Source organism: Aquirhabdus parva, from assembly GCF_003351745.1.
Lineage (GTDB): Bacteria > Pseudomonadota > Gammaproteobacteria > Pseudomonadales > Moraxellaceae > Aquirhabdus > Aquirhabdus parva.
The window spans coordinates 282,363-299,840 of sequence record NZ_CP031222.1 but is presented as its reverse complement, the minus strand read 5'-3'; the positions used below and the strand labels follow the sequence as shown (position 1 = coordinate 299,840).

Here is a 17,478-nt window from a genome sequence, read left to right as displayed (position 1 = left end):
GTGATTATCATAACATTGTGCGCCTATTCATCATGGGCCGTCAGCATATAGCCCGCATTGCGTACCGTACGCAGCAACGGTCGCTCAAAGTCACTGTCAATCCGCTGACGCAGTTTACTGATATGAACATCGATCACATTGGTCTGCGGGTCAAAGTGATATTCCCAGACATTTTCAATCATCATGGTACGCGTCACCACTTGTCCCGCATGACGCATGAGATATTCCAACAGTTTGAATTCCCGCGGCTGGAGCAAGATATTGCGCTGCCCGCGCGTGACCTTGCGCGATAGTAAATCCATATGCAGATCACCGACATCGAGCGACGTGGCCTTCGGGTTACTCTGGGTACGACGCGCCAAGGCATCCAGACGCGCCAGTAACTCACCAAAGGCAAAGGGCTTAGTCAGGTAGTCATCACCGCCACTCTGCAAACCTTTGATCCGCTCATCCACATCAGACAAAGCACTCAAGATCAGGATCGGCGTACGCACACCCGCACTGCGCAAGGTTCCAATGATCGCCAGTCCATCTACATTATCCGGCAGCATGCGATCCATGATGATCACATCAAACGCGCTACTGGCGGCGAGAAAGATACCATCACGACCATTATCGGCATGATCCACGGTATGCCCTGCTTCCTGCAGACCTTTCACGATAAACTTGGCAACACGCTCATTGTCCTCGACCAGCAATACTTTCATGATCACCCTTTCCCCAAAATAAAGTCATGCCAGACCACGGACAGCCTAGGGGCTGCAACGACTATTGTCAAAACCCTATGACTTATGTACAAGCGCCGCCTGCTCCCGACGTGCCTTACGCGCCTCACGGCGACGCGCCAAGCGTAGACTAAAACGATCCAAGTACAAATACACGACTGGTGTGGTAAACAAGGTCAATGCTTGACTAAGCAGCAAACCACCCACCATGGTATAACCCAGCGGTTGGCGCAGCTCCGAGCCCGTACCATGCCCGAGCATCAGCGGCAATGCCGCCAGCAGCGCCGCCATGGTGGTCATCATGATCGGACGGAAGCGCAATAAACACGCCTGACGGATTGACGCCTCAGGCGACAGGTGCTGCTCTCGCTCGGCCTGAATCGCAAAATCCACCATCATAATGCCGTTCTTTTTAACAATCCCGATCAGCAAAATGATCCCGATCAAGGCAATCACCGACAGCTCAAAGTGAAACAACATCAGCATCAACAGTGCCCCCGCACCCGCCGAAGGCAAGGTGGAGAGAATGGTCAGCGGATGAATATAGCTCTCATACAGCACACCCAAAATCAGATAGACCACAACCAGCGCCGCCAGAATCAAATATGGCTGACTCTTGAGCGATGACTGAAACGCTTGGGCAGTACCCTGAAAGGTGCCAGACACGGAACTCGGCATACCGATCTTGCTGGCAGTGTTGTTAATCGCATCCACCGCCTGACTCAGCGCGATGTTTGGCGCAAGGTTAAACGACAGCGTCACCGCAGGGAATTGTCCTTGGTGATTGACTGAGAGGAACGCGACATGCTGCGTATCAAAATGCGCAAAGGTTGACAGTGGCACTTGCTCACCGGTCAGGGGCGAAGTGATATACAGTTTGTTTAAGGTATTGGGATCAGCTTGCAGGGTTGGCGTGACTTCCAGAATCACGTGATAGCTGTTGAGCTGGGTAAAGTACTGACCCACTTGGCGCTGACCGAAGGCATCATATAAGGTCTGGTCAATCAGCGATGGCTGAATGCCAAAGCGTGCCGCCTGATCACGGTCAATGACCAGTGACAGCATGGTACTGTTGGTCTGTTGGTCAGACGCGACATCACGCAGTTGTGGCAAGGCCTTCAATGCCGTAAGCAGCTTAGGCGCCCACTCATCCAGCTCTTCCAGATCCGCATCCTGAATGGTGTACTGATACTGCGTGCGCGACAGCCGCCCACCGACATTCAAGTCCTGCGATGCTTGCAAGTACAGCGTCGCACCCGGAACTTTTGCCAGCTCTTTGCGTAGTCGGGTAATGATCTCATCGGCAGACGCCGTGCGCTCATCACGGGGTTTTAACCCAATATTGATCTGACCATTATTCAGTGGTCGCGTACCCCCGACCGAAGCCGCCCACCCGGCAATATCCGGGTCTTTGGCAATCACATCGGTCAGGCGATGCTGGACACGCACCATTTCATCAAAGGAGATATCCTGAGCTGCATCCGACAACCCCGCAATGATGCCCGTGTCCTGCTGGGGAAAAAATCCTTTAGGAATGGCAACGTATAAGAATCCAGTACTGACGATGGTCAGGACAAAGACAATCATGGTCAGGCCTTGATGACGCAGAACCTTATCCAAAGCACGGCTATACCCCGCAAGCAGCTTGTCAAATAATCCTTCGATAAACATATAGACTTTGCCATGCTGGGCATGCCGCTCATCACGCAAAAACAGCGCACACATCATCGGTGATAGCGTCAGCGACACCAGCGCTGATACCGCAATGGTCATGGTCACGGTAATGGCAAACTCACGGAACAGCCGCCCAATGATCCCGCTCATCAGCAGCAGTGGAATAAACACTGCAATCAGCGAAATACTGATGGTCAAAATGGTAAAGCCAATCTCTTGCGAGCCTTTCAGCGCGGCTTCCTTGGGGGTCATGCCCTCTTCGATATGGCGATAGATGTTTTCCAGCATCACGATGGCATCATCCACCACAAAACCCACCGCGATGGTCAAGCCCATGAGCGATAGGTTATCCAAGCTATAGCCCACCGCATACATCAGCGCTGCCGTACCCATCAATGCCAAAGGCACGGTAATGCCGGGGATGATGGTCGCCCAGAAGGTGCGCAAAAACAGAAAAATCACCATCACCACAAGGAAAATCGTCAGGATCAGGGTGAACTGCACATCATCCACCGACGCCTTGATGGTCGTGGTACGGTCTATGATCTTGTCCAGCTTGAGCGATGCAGGCGCTGCCGCCATCACGTCTGGCAGGACTTTTTCAATATTGGCAACGGTATCAAGAATGTTAAAACCGGGCTGTTTAAACACTTGCAGGATGATACCGGGCTTGCCGTTTTGCCATGCGGCAAGTTGTGTATTTTCCGCGCCATCCACCGCGATACCGATATCACGTACCCGTATCGGTGCGCCATTTTTATAGGCGATGATCACGTCATTCCACGGTGCGGCTTTCTGCAACTGGTCGTTGTTATAGATGGCAAAGCTATGTTTGGTGCCGCTGATCGATCCCTTGGGCGCGTTGACACTTGCCGTGGTGATGATATTGGCAACATCCTCAAGCTGTAGACCTGTCGCGGCGAGCTTGGCCGGATCAACCTGAACGCGGATCGCGGGCTTCTGCTGACCACCCAGCGATACCTGCGCAACCCCCGCGATTTGGGATAAACGCTGTGCCACCACGGTTTCGGCATAGTCATCGACTTCGGTGAGGGGCAAGACATCGGAGTGCGCGCTATAGGTCAGGATCGGCGCATCGGCAGGATTGACCTTGCGGTAAGACGGTGGCGAAGGCAGGTTTTTTGGCAATTGACCGCCCGCAGCGGTGATCGCTGACTGGACGTCCTGTGCTGCGGCGTCGATATTGCGATTGAGATCAAATTGTAGCGTGATCTGAGTCGAGCCCAACACACTGGTCGAGGTCATCTGACTGACCCCGGGAATCTGGGCAAACTGGGTCTCGAGTGGCTGTGCCACCGAAGACGCCATGGTCTCAGGACTGGCACCCGATAGCTTGGTCGACACCAAGATGGTCGGAAAATCCACCTGCGGCAACGGCGCAACGGGCAGCATGGGATACGCCACCAGACCAATCAAAAAGATGCCTGCCATAAGGAGTGACGTGGCAATCGGACGGTGAATAAACGGTGCGGAAATATTCATGATGCCGCACCTGCCTTATCTGCTGACGCGTCATCTTTGGCGTGTGGCGCTTTATCTTTTTTGGCATCTTTAACCTTGACGCTACTACCGGGTTGCAGGCGATATTGGTTATTGGTCACGACTTGCTCACCCTCGGTAAGTCCGCTCTCCACCACCATCACCTTACCGGTATCAATACCGACTTTGATCGGTCTTGCTTCGACCGTCGAGTCCGGCTTCAACACATAGGTAAACATGCCATTCGGACCACGCTGTGCGGCGCTATCGGGAATGGTCAAGGCTTGCTGGTGAACTTGCAGCAGCAAACGGGCATTGATGAACTGTCCCGGCCAGAGCTGGAGATGGCTATTGCCAAAAGTTGCTTTGAGTTTGATGGTGCCCGAGGTCTGGTTGATCTGGTTATCCACTAGGGCCAGCGTGCCTTGATCCAGTATCTTACTGCCATCCCGCGCCAGTGCAGCGACAGGCACTTTGCCCTTCTCCAGTGCCTGATTGACTTGGCTCAGTGCTTCTTCGGGCAGGGTAAAGATCAGCGAGATCGGCTGCATCTGCGTCACGACCACGATACCCGTGGTATCGGTGCTATGCACCATATTGCCGACATCCACCAAGCGAATCCCAGTGCGACCCGTAATCGGTGAGGTAATGGTGGTGTAGTCGAGTTGGGTTTTGGCATTGTCCACCGCGGCCTGATCCGCTTGCACCTGTGCCGCAAGCTGGGCAACCGTGGCCCGCTGGGCGTCTAGTGTTTGTTTACTGGTGAGCTGCTGCGGTTCAAGCAGTTGGTAGCGCGCCAGATCGCGTTTGGCATTGGCAAGCTGGGCTTCATCTTTGGCTTTGTTGGCCTGTGCCAGTAGCAGCGCCGCCTGATTTGGCCTGGGATCAATCTGTGCCAAGACATCGCCGCGATTCACGGTTTGTCCTTCGGTAAAGCCGATCTTTTGCAATTGCCCATCCACCCGCGTATTTACGGTGACGGTGTTAAACGCTTGTACGGTCCCCAGCCCTTCGAGATATTGCGGCATGTCCATGCGAGTGACGCGAGTGGTTTCAACCGTCACGGCTTTGGGCTTACCGGTATCAGCTTTGGCGGCTTTGTCATGTGAACCGCTGCCATACCAGACCAGTCCACCGATTACCACCACGGTTGCCCCGATCATGATCACACGGGTCTTTTTACGCTCAGGCTGAGCGGGAGTTTGCGGTGTTGCAGTTGGCGCGGGCGTCGGGTTGGGCGTGGGATTAGTCATGGGTATTTCCTAAACGGGCTTGCGCGATCGCAGATGAGGTGCTGGTTGGTGAATGTTGTGATTCTTCTTGCTGCCAGCCGCCGCCTAGGGCGTTATACAGTGACAGCAGGGCTTGCAGGTGAGCGAGTTTGACTTGGGTCAGTTGGTCATCGCTACTGAATACGGCTTGCTGGGTACTTAGCACGGTGAGGATATTGACGGTGCCCGCATGCAGTTGGGCATTGGCAAGGCTATAGGCATGTTGTGCCTTATCAAAAGCGGCCTGCTGGCGGCTTTGCTGCTCTGCGGTTTGCTGTACGGCGACCAGTGCGTCTTCGACATTGGCATAGGCGCTGATCACGGTCTTGTGGTAGTCCGCCAGTAATTCGGCATAGCGCGCCTTGCTATAGTCGTATTGCCCGCTGATCGCCCCGCCCGCAAAGATCGGCTGCGTCAGACCTGCCGCAAGGCTAAAGACCCGATTGGCAGGACTCAGTGCGGTGGACAGCGTATTGCTGACAAAGCCGCCATTTGCGGTCAGGCTGATACTGGGGAAATACGCGGCACGTGCCACTTTGATATTGGCATTGGCTGCGATCAATTGCGCCTCGGCCTCGGCGACATCGGGTCGACGTGCGAGTAACTCAGAGGGCAAGCCCGCTTCGATCACGGGTGTGGTCAGTCCTGCCAGACTGCCGCTGGGGATATCGACTGCTTCAGGCAACTGCCCGGTCAGGATCGCCAGTGCATCACACAGTTGGCGTAGTTGTTGTTTCAGCGGGGGAATCGAGGCATAGAGGGTTGCCACAGCAGTTTCTTGCTGTGCGGTGTCTAGGGCGGTGATGATGCCGACGCTTTGCTGGGTTTGCAGGCCTTTTAGGGTGGTTTGGGCATTCTTAAGGTTGTTTTCCGCGATGCTGATGCGGTCACGCAGTGCTAAGGCTTGAAAGTAGTCGCTGACCACGCTGGTCATGACGGCAAGCTCTACAGTGGCTCGGTCATAGCGACTGGTTTTGGCAGCGGCGATGGCGGCTTCGCGTGCAGCACGGTTCTTGCCCCAGAAGTCGATCTCGTAGCTGGCAGAGAGCAGCGGGCTATATTGAGAGTGGGTTTGCATGCCGCCACTTGAAGCTTCTGAGCGGGCATGGGTCGCTGTGGCTCCAAGGTCTACTTGGGGCCGTAGGCTTGCACCCGCAATCCGTGCAGTCGCATCCGCCTGCTCGACTCGTGCCACGGCGGCGGCGAGGTCGTCATTATTGTGTGTGGCCTTTTCAATCAGACTATTTAATTCTGGCGAGCCAAAACGCTGCCACCACTGCCGATGGGTGTCCTGTGTAACTCCACTGCCCTGCTCGGTTAACCATGCGCTGGGTTGCGGCGTGGTTGGGCGAACATAGGTCGGACCCACGCTACAGGCAGTCAGCGTAACGCTTGCGCAGATGAGCAATCCACAGGTGTGTATCAAGGGAAAATGATTGAAGGCTAAGGGTTTATCTTTCTGACGGGACATAGCAGCGCATCACAGGGTGTAGTGAGTAATGATACGCGTGCGCGGATGAAGGGAGAGCTGGGTGAATTATTAAATTCTGTTCATGTGGGGAAGATGAAACTTATTTCAAAAGGAACTCCACTGATAATAGTTATCCAAAATACCTCTTACTTTTTCAACATATCTTTAAGAACATTTGTGACAACCCCCCACACTAAAAAATCATCACCATCCATTGGAAAGATAGATGCAAAATCTGGATTTTCAGCTCGAAGCCAGATTATTTTTTTATCCCCAATGCCTTCAATCATTAAGGTCTTTACAGTAAATTCTGTATTAATAACTGCCAATACTACGTGCCCTTGTTTTGGTTCAATTGAACGATCAACAACAAGTTTATCTCCAATATCAATACCAATATTCAGCATAGATAACGAATTAACCGTGACAACAAAAGTTGAAGCTCTATTCCTTATCAACTCTTTATTGAAGTCAATTCCACGATCAATGGCCTCAGCTACTGGTGCTGGAAATCCAGCAGCTACATAATCTAACATCAAAGGTATTTCCAATGCCTTTGGATTTATTGTAATAGTTTGAATTTTAATATTATTGGATGAGTCATTTCTCAAATCAGGTGATTGGCTATGCAACCATGCTTTTAAGTACTCAACTCGTGATTGTGGTATCCGCATCGTTACGGTTGGTTCATTGTACTTAAACTTTGGACCCGCACCGTCTCGCCGGCCACCGCGTTTTTTTGATTGTTCACTCATTTTGATTGCGTTACATAATCATTTAACAAAAGAATAGCGCAATATGATAAAGTAACACAATCAAAATACACTTAAATTTTGTAGCCTAATTGACTAATACGAGTCTCCAATTAAAGGCAGTGTGAATTATTAGTAGTAGAGAAACGGTACCGACCGTACTCCTTCTGAGATTAACATTTAGTTTTTGATTGCTTACTGGTAGAATCCTCCAGTAACAATCCATCGCTACTGGACGGAATCACCAGCACATGAGTAACATTCGCTTTCCATCAGATATAAAACCGATGTTTTCGGGTCATGAAACTTTCCCTCTCCGACAACTATGGCTACGTAAAGCTTACTCTCAAATAGTTCAATTCACTGATAAACAAAATCATTGCGCGCCAAAAACAGTTTTTTCTGCAGAAGATGCAATTGAACGATTTGGTGTTGGAAAGAATATGGTTTCCTCGATAAAACATTGGGCTCTGGCTTGTGACGTGATTAAAGAAAGTACTGAACAAAATGGTTTCGAAATAGGTGAAATTGGGACATTACTCTTTGATGAAGATAGCGGTGTAGATCAATTTCTTGAACATGAAGCTAGTATATGGTTAGTACATTGGCTGCTTGCAGGGCGCTCAAAACGCTCAGCTACTTTGCACATTATTTTTAATCTTATCCAAAACCAAACCTTTAAAAACGAAGATATTATTTCTATTATTTCTGATTTTACACAGTCAAATAAGGCCGTCAGATCTGATTCAACAGTATCTAGAGATGTTGAGACCTGCCTGAAATGTTATGTTTCTGCTCACGACACAGAAGATAACATTGAACCTTTGTTGGCCAGTCTAGGTCTAATTTCAATGGTAGGTAAGGGACAATATCACTTTAATAGAGGTGCTCAACACTCTTTATCAGATGCAGTATTTGGTTTTGCATTACTAGATTTCTGGAGTCGATGTGAAAGAGCATCAAACTCATCACAAACCACATTAGCGTTTAATTTGATTGCTCATGACTATAGCTCACCCGGTAGAGTTTTCAAGTTAGATGAGGATGCTGTTAGCGATCGTTTATCTAGAATTTCTGAAATAACAGACAATTATCTACAGTGGACCGATAGTTCGGGTATTCGTCAGGTTAGCAGAATTGGCAATGAAAATATGGATCAAGCAAAGCTAAGAATCCTGAGAGGCGCATATGTATAAAAATCTATCAGATGTCGTTTCGGTTCAACGCCATTTTTTGCGTTCAGTTCGAATTGATATGGATTTTGGGAGAGTTGATGCTATTGAAGGCTACATTCTACAGGCTTCAGCAAAACACTTACTCGAGATTACTGGCAATCACTTAAGTCTAACTCAACAAAGAGCTTTTACTTGGACTGGTCCGTACGGTGGTGGCAAGTCTTTGTTAGCTCTAACCTTAGCCTCTCTAGCAGGTGGATCAAAAGAAACCAGAAAAATAGCAAGCAAAACTTTAGGAGACATCAATCAAGGAATTAAACAATTTTTTGATTCAGATAAACCTTGGATAGTTATACCAATTGTAGGGAAAAGAGCGCCAATTGAAGTCCAAATTGCATCATCCTTGGATCATGTTTGTAATGAGTCAAAAATATTTCAAGATTCAGAACAGCCCGTTATAGCCCGCCTCTTGGACTTAGCAGAAAATACTTCTGAAAATGCAGGTGTATTACTAATTATTGACGAGCTCGGAAAGTCTTTGGAGCATGCTGCATATACTGGTGAAGATATTGGCTTCTATCAAACGCTTGCGGAAGCTGCTGCTCGGTGCAAAGGGAACCTAGTTGTTATAGGGGTATTGCATCAATCTTTTGAACAATATGCATCCCGTCTAGGATTTGCAGCCCAACAAGACTGGGCAAAAGTGCAGGGGCGCTATGTCGACATACCACTTGTTGCTGGAACCGATGAAACAGTATCGTTAATCGGTCAAGCCATTAATACTAATCTAGATCATCCGAATAGCTCACAAACTGCCGATCAAATTGCAAAAGTTATTCTTAAAAGAAGACCAAGCGCAGCACCTAATATAGCCCAACTTCTGGACTCTTGCTGGCCTTTACATCCCGTCACGGCCGCAATGCTTGGCCCCGCGTCAAAGAAGAAATTTGGACAGAATGAGCGAAGTGTTTTTAGCTTTCTAGCTTCAGCGGAACCCCTAGGCTTTTCAGAAGTCATCAAAGGTATCAACTCAAAAGACTCAACCTATTATTGGCCACACCAATTTTGGGACTATCTTCAAGTTAATTTCGAACCCGCAATTCTCGCATCAGTTGATGGTCACCGATGGTCGCTAAGTGTTGATGCGATAGAAAGAGCTGAGGCCATATTTTCAACGCTACATGTTAATTTAGTTAAAACAGTTGCACTTATAGAGATTCTGAGAAATGGATCAGGATTAGCCGCTGAAAATCAACTACTTACTTACTGCATTCATACGCTAACTGAGGATCAGACCAAAGAAGCTCTTTCAGAGCTTGCTCTAGCCTCCATTCTAATTTTTAGAAAGCATACGGATTCATGGGCTGTATATGCAGGCAGTGACTTTGATATTGAGGCTGCAGTTCATGAAGCCCTCCTAACAATAGGGGTACCCGATTTATCCAAAATTAGGAATTTTCTAGAACTTAGCCCTATCACTGCTCGTAAGCACTATTGGGAAACGGGAGCTATGCGTTGGCTTTCCCGCTCAATCTTCCTTGAACCAGATGCTGTAAAGAACATAGAACGTTTTAATGCCTCAGGAAGTTCGTGCGGTGAATTCATGCTAGTGATTCCCAATGTAATTGAAAACAAAAATAATCAGTTCGTACTAGAAGAAAAGGTTGCTAAAACTGCAACTAAAAAAGGCATTCTTATTGGAGTACCAAAAAACGGGGAAATAATTTTTAGGCTACTAGAAGAACTCACAGCTCTTCACTTCGTTCGAGACAATAGTCTAAAACTTCACTCTGATAGTGTTGCTATGAGAGAAGTAACCGCACGAATCCAAGCTGTTAAAATTGCTTTAGCTGACGAACTGCGACAAGCATTTAACGATGCCCAATGGAGCTGGAATGATGTTGTGAATTCAGGTGGCTTATCTCGTATTGCTTCAGAGATCGCCGATCATACTTATAAACACTCACCAAAAGTCATCAGTGAGTTAGTTAATCGAAATGCATTATCCACTAGCGCAGTTAAGGCACAAAAAGATCTTTTAAGAGCCATGCTACTTAATAGTCATCTTGAAAACCTTGGCTTCGATACAATGTCAGCAGCAGCAGGCTTATATCGCACAACGATTAAAGCACTAGGCATACATCGAGAGATTGATGGTATTTGGAATATCTTTGAGCCGAAAGAATCCCCAAACTCATCGTCAGCCATTCAGCTCTGGAACAGCACGAAGAAACTAGTTCAACGTTCAAAAAATCTCATTAAGCTATCAGATCTTTATGACGTGTGGTCCAAACCGCCATATGGAGTTAAAAATGGTCTACTACCTATATTCGCATTATCATTTTATCTAGCTAATAAACAGCATTTAGCAGTATATACAGATGGTATGTTTAGCCCTGATCTAACTGAAGCTTCTTTAGATGAATGGTTACAAGATCCAAGGCGAATCAGTTGGCGTTATGTCGAACTGCAATCAAGCGAAAAACAAATATTGACGCAATTGGCTCGATCACTCACAGAGCAATTAAAACGGCCTATAGATACAGACCCTCTTGATTCAGCACGCGCTCTAGTTTCTATAGTTTACGGAATTCCCGCATGGACACGCAGAACAGATAAGCTGACTAAAGAAACTAAGACTATTAGAAACTTATTACTGCATGCTTCTGATCCACATAAAGTATTATTTGTTGATATTCCCACAGCGCTAAACTCAACTGACGCACACTTTATCACTTCAAAGATATCAATGATTACAGCTGAATTGGTCAATGCTTTCGAATTAAGACTAAGGGATATAGAGCGAAATCTTTTTATCGCTCTCGATCAAGACTTAGACCTAGAAAGTCTTAACCATAGAGGCTCAATTGTTTCGGGTGTAGGTGCAGACTTCAAACTAGAAGCATTCGCTACACGACTTAGCACTTATACAGGCAAAATTGAAGAAATAGAAAGTCTACTTATGCTAGCAACAAGTAAGTCTAGTAAGGACTGGACAGACCATGATCTAGATGCAGGAGAAGTTCAGTTACTTTCATGGTCTAGCGCATTTAGAAGACTTGAAGTACTTGCAAACCTAAGAGAGCGAGCCCCTACAAGGCGCGCTATTGGTGTTGTATTTGGTAATAAAAAAACTATCACGGGTTCCTTCGATGTATCTGAAAAAGATACGCTAAAAATTCAACTTCTATCTGAACAATTGCTAAAATCTCTGGATAATGGTGACTATAAAAGAGAGATATTTTTAGCGGCTTTAGTGGAGGCAGGAACAAAAGTTATTCAAGAGTTAAAGCAAGTAGATGAGGTAACCTCATGAGCGAACATCATGTCCTAGGTCTCTCTGGCGGCAAAGATAGTGCAGCACTTGCAATCTATATGCGACAACATCATCCAGAATTAAAAATCCATTATTTTTTTACAGATACAGGGAAGGAATTGCCTGAAGTTTATGACTTTTTAGCAAAACTTGAGGGTTTTCTAGGGCAAAAAATTGAATATATCAATGGTGACCGTGACTTCGATTTTTGGCTGAGGCAGTATAATGATTTTCTACCCAGTGCCCAGACGCGCTGGTGCACTCGCCAGCTCAAGCTATTACCATTTAAAAACTGGATTCGCCCATGGCTAGAGAAAGGTGATAAGGTTTATAGTTACGTTGCCATTCGAGCTGATGAGGAGCACCGAGTAGGGTTGATATCACAGCATAAAAACCTAGAGGTTACTTTCCCTTTTCGCCAACATGGGATAGATAAAGCCGGTGTATACGAGTTACTAGAAGCATCGGGTGTTGGTTTACCGAAATATTACGAATGGCGTTCTCGTAGTGGATGTACGTTTTGTTTTTTTCAACAAAAAATTGAATGGGTACGACTTAAAGAAAGACACCCCTCTGCATTTGAAGAAGCAAAAGCCTATGAAAAGACAGCTTTAAATGCGGGATCACCATTTACTTGGTCCAGAGGCGAGTCTCTCGAAGAATTAGAAAAACCTCCTCGGATTAAACAAATTCAAGCTGATTTCGAATTACGTAAACAGAAGGCGATTCAACGCAAGCCAATCAACCCATTACGGCCCCAACAAATTGAAACCCTAGATATAGATGATCTTTATTTAGAGGATGAGGGGAATGGATCGTGCCTGACCTGCCACAAATAGTTTGGATTGCAACGCTCCCATAATTTGAGTTGGAATATTTAAGGAGCTTTTTCAATAAATATGAATAGGTTTAATTCTTTTGACCCGCTCATGCTCCTGAGTTTTTGGAGTGCATTGGCTAAATTATCTATTTCATAAAACTGTATTTCGATATTCTGGAAAATCGTTTTTTTTGCAGTCAGTGATAAGGGCTTGCTTAATACCTCGCTTATTGTCTCGATATTAAAACTAACATCATCAAGTAGCTTAAACAGCCATAAGGACATATCTAAACTTTCCCGGCCAGGTATTGTAATTTTGTTTTTCTCTGACTCCACTACATTTAGTATTTCCCCCTGCTTAAACTTTAAAGGTTCACTCTCACCACGCTTTTTAAGAAGTACTACAACCTTTCTTAATCCTATCCTTTTGAATCGAGATTGACTTGGCCGAATTAGATTTATTGCAACTTGTTGCTGTAGATTGATAGCAATTTCTGGCCTTATACGTCCAACTCTTGAGAGCTTCTGTAATTTAATGAAGCTCAAAAGATCAGTTAAACCCAAACTTATTACTTGACTGCTTTGAGGATCGACATCATACGCTTGAAGAATATTTCCATAATTATCAATAAGCTCAAAAATAGAAATATTTCGTTCACTGTTGAATGGAATGAAATTTGCGTTAGTTTTGGGTGTGATTTTTGCTCTAATGAGCATAATTGAATTAGGTGAGTTCTCTGACTTAATTACACTTCTTGGAAAGTTAGCTAAATTACAAGGTTGAGTTATATTAATATAAATGAATGAATTACCTGTTGCAGTATCACTCTTCAAAACAGAACCAAATGGCAATACTGTAAGAAGATTTTTGTTTAAATCTTTTAAAGCTGTTCGTTGATGCCTTCCATTCCCGTATACCCTCCATAACTCTACGACTTGCTCTCCACCAATGTAGAAATGATGGGAAAGCATAGATCGATGTGCAGCAACATCAACCTCATACGTTAATAAATTTATGTTATCTGCTTGAGAAAAACCTTCAGAGAGTTGCGCCATAGCAACTTTAAGGTTTGAGCATTTCTCCATGTGCCATAATAATTCTTTGCTTAAAAAAGAGTTGAGCAAGTCATCAAAAGATTGAGTATCTTCGATTGCATCATTATAAAGTTGTTGCATTATTGAGGCATCCAATTTCCAGAGAGTTTCTGAAAAAGATTCCACAGTATCGGTAAGTGTCTGTTTCCAAGTTTGAATTAATGCCCGCGTCTTGTTTGATATGGCTCTTTGATTTGACATTTTTTGAAACATGAGCTGTAAACCCATAGATCCAAAATCATTTGATAATAACTTCTCTTTTGATAAAGTGGAAAGTCCAGTAGCGCTTAAGTTAGTCTTTCTAAAATATGCAGAAGTATTTACTATATCTAAGTTATTGAAATGAGAAGATATGATAATTATTGGCGGTAAGTTTGGAAAATTTGAAATATGGTTCAAATAAGAGGTAGATGTGGGATCATCTTGCTGCGGCAGTAAATATAAATCCACAATTATAAGATCAAAGTCTTCCAAATAACTTTCATCATAAGCATTTTGTGGTAACTTATCCAGAAGGCTTACTTCATAGCTGTTACTCGGAAAGGCCTCCTCTATTACTTCCCGAATTTTCAAGACATTATCATTCTCATCATATAAGGACTGCAACTCTGTCAATATTTCTTCTGGAGCATTCTCTTTGAAAATTTTTTTAGAAATAGCCTGACTATAAAGATCTGTTGGGCCTATATTATTAATTCCTAATGTTAAATCAATATCAAATTGATCAGAATTACTTACCAAGAAATTAACTAAACTAATTGTGAGTGGTTGATGAATATCCCTTAATTCTTCAAAAAAATCTTTTGCAACGGTATATATTCTGTCGGCTCTAATACCATAAATTTCATCATCTATAACAAGAATTTTCTTCAATGGCCTTACCGCTACATTTATCATTTTTGAGACTCTTTAGGCAACTGAATTACAAATGTCCTTAATCTACCATCCTCTTCTGCTGCACTATCGAGATAAAGACTTGCATCATGATATTTTGCTATTTCTGATGCAATATATAACCCCAATCCTTTACCACCTTTCCTATTAGTGAAATACGGCTTAAAGACATCAAGACTATACTTTTGATCAATACCTGGCCCATTATCTCGAACAAAAATTGCTTGAGATACACTATCTATGTCTACTTCAATAAATCTCTCATGTTCTCCAGATTTTAGACCTTGTTGTAACCAATATACTGAGTTTGTTAATAAATTTTCCATTATTTGAGCTACAAGACCTCTAACCATTGTCACTTTAACGCTAGAAAGCTCCTGCTTGCCATCAACAAAAAGTATGGACTTGACTGAATGCCTCGCAAATTTAGGAGCATACCCTTCAAGTATTGTTTTAAATTGAGCAGTAATATCGTACGTCTCTTTTCTTTGCCTTGTTGCTGGACTTAATACATCTATACTTCGAATTCTTTTTTCGGTTGCAATAACTTGTTTACGCAATTCCGTCATAATTTTTTCTGTTTCTTTCTGATTATCCTGATTATTTTTTAAACGATCTAGTAGCATTGAAGTATTTTGCGTAATACGCGCAAGCTCATGTGAAATAATATCAACCATTTGGCCTAAATTGGCTAGCTCAAGGATATCTGTATTTTTTTCCATTACTTGAAAAATTCTGGAATGAAGATCTTCAATAATTTCACTTTGATTCTTCATTACCGACTGAATTCCATCTAGAACAGTCTTATCTTCTTTAGGCAATTTTTTCGCGATTCTACCAATAGCTTCGATTGCATTTATATGTGACTCCTCAGTTGACTCTATTGTTTTTGACAATGAATCTAAAGCAATAACTTCTTGTAATTTTTTATATGCTTCTATACGACTTTTTAGATCTCGAATTATTATTTTGCTAAATAGTGCCTTTAAAATAATAAAATCCGAATTTTCAATCAAAGACTGTCTGTTTGCACTATCACGTAAATGAGGATTAATAATTTTTGATATAGCTACCTCCCCGACTGTTTGATATCTATTTAGAGTATAGCCCTGACTAGTCAGGGTCTTCCTGTCCATACTCAGCCAATCATCGCTAAGCCCTCCAGTAAAACCTATTCGAAATCCATCCCGATAAATCCCAAAACCTCCAACCCAGTAATTAAGCTCTTTTTTAATATCCCCAAGTTTTCTTTCCAACGTGGGGGTAAGATCATTCCTATTAAACCAAAGTGCCTTAATGCTTAAAGCACCCATTCCTTTAAAATCCTCAACAGGTACTTCTAACAATCTGATTAAATCAGCCAAACTCCAGCTTCGAGCTTCTGAAGACTTTGAGTCTTTCCATATTATTTCACCTTGAAGTGCGATATGGTCGAGTTGCTTTACTTCAGGGTTAAAACTATAAGTCGCGTTAAAGTTTGCTTGCTCAATCAACCAGCTAGGCATAGGCTTGATTGGAATTCTTCTTTTATTCTGAAAAATGCCAATCGGAAAATCAGATTCATGCTCTTCACTAAACGGACTACGGAGGCGCTGAACATATTCATTAACAAACTTTTCTGTCTTTGAATAAGTCCAATCATTTGTTAAATCAGAAATTAATATCTGAGTGCCTTTCACAAATCCTTCTTCAGGGATTACCTCTTCAGACTCAATTGAAATTTGTTCAAGAAAAAGATTTGGATCATCAAACTTCCTCCACTCAAAATTTATTCTATTGAGATTATTTTCATCTATTGTTTTTGTAGATACTGTAGAAACATCCCCAAGCCGCATCATGGATAAACGGCCTATACCCTTTTCGCCCAGCAATACACGATCTCCAACAGATTGAATATTTAATTTAGAAGATGTTCCAATTGTCAGAAAAACAGACTCAAGCTCAGCTTTAGTCATACCCGACCCAGTGTCGCTTACCTTAATGAAGTAAGCCTCCCTCTTAATATCAGCGAGAGCTTGATCAATGCTGTCGACTGTTACCTTTTCTAATATTTGTTCAAATTGTTTTAAAAAATCTATACAAGGATTACGTTCATGGCAATACTCTTTGGTATTTTCTTTAATTTTATCTATTGTCTCGGCTTTATTTAACCCCCCCCCAACAAACATCTTTAGCGACTCTTCGACTACTTTAATACTGGCTGGATAGCTAATATTTATTTCAACTTTAGGAGAACCTGCATCAAACGCATTTTTCATTAACTCATTTAGAGCCATTTCTTCTGATGTAATTAACTCAGCACCTAAATGTCTTAAGGCTCGTGCCGCCATCTTAAATGTCAAGCCCATCTCACCAATCCTTTATCGGTAGAACTTTTGAAATTAAATAGCATATGAATATATAACATTCATATTCAAAAAAATACAGCCAAATAACATCTTAGAGCAGCTATTCTAGCTTAAAATATGAAAAATTGATTAACTCGTAACCCTGTTATTGTCTTTGATAAAGCATATTGATTAATTCCGAATACAAGACAAAAGCTATCTATTTTCTTAGAGAAGCTTCTCTGGGCACATTCATGTAGCCCTACAACTCTAGGCTCTTAAGATCAACAAGTGCATGCATTAACGCCTCACTAAATAGAGGTTTTATTAGCTGAACCTCGTATAAACTGGATTATACAAAAAAGTATATTAAGCAAAGTATTGATCCAACCATAGTGTAGAAATAAGCGAATGTAATCCAGAGTGTGCTAGATAAATTTAGAGTATTAGCTACCACT

At 43.9% G+C, this 17,478-nt stretch carries 10 protein-coding genes; 3 read left to right on the top strand and 7 right to left on the bottom strand.

All coding sequences use genetic code 11. The features are described from left to right. Positions 1 to 23 precede the first annotated feature (23 nt). The 5 genes from HYN46_RS01365 to HYN46_RS01345 form a co-directional block, all read right to left on the bottom strand. Positions 24 to 707, bottom strand: coding sequence for a response regulator transcription factor (locus HYN46_RS01365; protein WP_114897768.1), 684 nt, complete (start codon positions 705 to 707; stop codon positions 24 to 26). Between the two features lie 75 nt (positions 708 to 782). Next, entirely contained in the window at positions 783 to 3,902 is a 3,120-nt protein-coding gene (locus HYN46_RS01360) for a multidrug efflux RND transporter permease subunit (RefSeq protein WP_114897767.1), read from the bottom strand. After that, a complete protein-coding gene (locus HYN46_RS01355) occupies positions 3,899 to 5,152 on the bottom strand; it encodes an efflux RND transporter periplasmic adaptor subunit (protein ID WP_210009286.1) in 1,254 nt (417 codons plus the stop codon). Before HYN46_RS01355 ends, HYN46_RS01360 begins: the two co-directional genes overlap by 4 nt. Then, complete coding sequence (locus tag HYN46_RS01350) at positions 5,145 to 6,641, bottom strand: efflux transporter outer membrane subunit (RefSeq protein WP_114897766.1); 1,497 nt, start codon at positions 6,639 to 6,641, stop codon at positions 5,145 to 5,147. Before HYN46_RS01350 ends, HYN46_RS01355 begins: the two co-directional genes overlap by 8 nt. Before the next feature lie 146 nt (positions 6,642 to 6,787). After that, positions 6,788 to 7,396: a LexA family protein gene (locus HYN46_RS01345; RefSeq protein WP_114897765.1), complete on the bottom strand. Its 609-nt coding sequence runs from the start codon at positions 7,394 to 7,396 to the stop codon at positions 6,788 to 6,790. A 248-nt stretch (positions 7,397 to 7,644) separates the two neighbouring features. Between HYN46_RS01345 and HYN46_RS01340 the strand changes: the two genes are divergently transcribed. The 3 genes from HYN46_RS01340 to HYN46_RS01330 are packed head-to-tail and all read left to right on the top strand — an operon-like array spanning position 7,645 to position 12,723. Next, positions 7,645 to 8,589: a DUF4007 family protein gene (locus tag HYN46_RS01340; protein WP_114897764.1), complete on the top strand. Its 945-nt coding sequence runs from the start codon at positions 7,645 to 7,647 to the stop codon at positions 8,587 to 8,589. Next, complete coding sequence (locus HYN46_RS01335; protein WP_114897763.1) at positions 8,582 to 11,884, top strand: ATP-binding protein; 3,303 nt, start codon at positions 8,582 to 8,584, stop codon at positions 11,882 to 11,884. Before HYN46_RS01340 ends, HYN46_RS01335 begins: the two co-directional genes overlap by 8 nt. Further along, complete coding sequence (locus HYN46_RS01330; RefSeq protein ID WP_114897762.1) at positions 11,881 to 12,723, top strand: phosphoadenosine phosphosulfate reductase domain-containing protein; 843 nt, start codon at positions 11,881 to 11,883, stop codon at positions 12,721 to 12,723. The genes HYN46_RS01335 and HYN46_RS01330 overlap by 4 nt, the downstream gene beginning before the upstream one ends. A gap of 38 nt (positions 12,724 to 12,761) precedes the next feature. Here the strand turns inward: HYN46_RS01330 and HYN46_RS01325 are convergent, their stop codons facing one another. Further along, complete coding sequence (locus HYN46_RS01325) at positions 12,762 to 14,696, bottom strand: hypothetical protein (RefSeq protein WP_114897761.1); 1,935 nt, start codon at positions 14,694 to 14,696, stop codon at positions 12,762 to 12,764. After that, positions 14,693 to 17,041, bottom strand: a complete 2,349-nt coding sequence (locus HYN46_RS01320) for a sensor histidine kinase (RefSeq protein ID WP_114897760.1) — start codon at positions 17,039 to 17,041, stop codon at positions 14,693 to 14,695. The genes HYN46_RS01325 and HYN46_RS01320 overlap by 4 nt, the downstream gene beginning before the upstream one ends. Positions 17,042 to 17,478: the final 437 nt, after the last annotated feature.

What these genes read in the sequence shown, in the direction of transcription:
- HYN46_RS01320 (WP_114897760.1), bottom strand. Translation starts at nt 17,041, where the DNA reads ATGGGCTTGACATTTAAGATGGCGGCACGAGCCTTAAGACATTTAGGT.
- HYN46_RS01360 (WP_114897767.1), bottom strand. Translation starts at nt 3,902, where the DNA reads ATGAATATTTCCGCACCGTTTATTCACCGTCCGATTGCCACGTCACTC.
- HYN46_RS01330 (WP_114897762.1), top strand. Translation starts at nt 11,881, where the DNA reads ATGAGCGAACATCATGTCCTAGGTCTCTCTGGCGGCAAAGATAGTGCA.
- HYN46_RS01325 (WP_114897761.1), bottom strand. Translation starts at nt 14,696, where the DNA reads ATGATAAATGTAGCGGTAAGGCCATTGAAGAAAATTCTTGTTATAGAT.
- HYN46_RS01340 (WP_114897764.1), top strand. Translation starts at nt 7,645, where the DNA reads ATGAGTAACATTCGCTTTCCATCAGATATAAAACCGATGTTTTCGGGT.
- HYN46_RS01335 (WP_114897763.1), top strand. Translation starts at nt 8,582, where the DNA reads ATGTATAAAAATCTATCAGATGTCGTTTCGGTTCAACGCCATTTTTTG.
- HYN46_RS01350 (WP_114897766.1), bottom strand. Translation starts at nt 6,641, where the DNA reads ATGTCCCGTCAGAAAGATAAACCCTTAGCCTTCAATCATTTTCCCTTG.
- HYN46_RS01365 (WP_114897768.1), bottom strand. Translation starts at nt 707, where the DNA reads ATGAAAGTATTGCTGGTCGAGGACAATGAGCGTGTTGCCAAGTTTATC.
- HYN46_RS01345 (WP_114897765.1), bottom strand. Translation starts at nt 7,396, where the DNA reads ATGAGTGAACAATCAAAAAAACGCGGTGGCCGGCGAGACGGTGCGGGT.
- HYN46_RS01355 (WP_210009286.1), bottom strand. Translation starts at nt 5,152, where the DNA reads ATGACTAATCCCACGCCCAACCCGACGCCCGCGCCAACTGCAACACCG.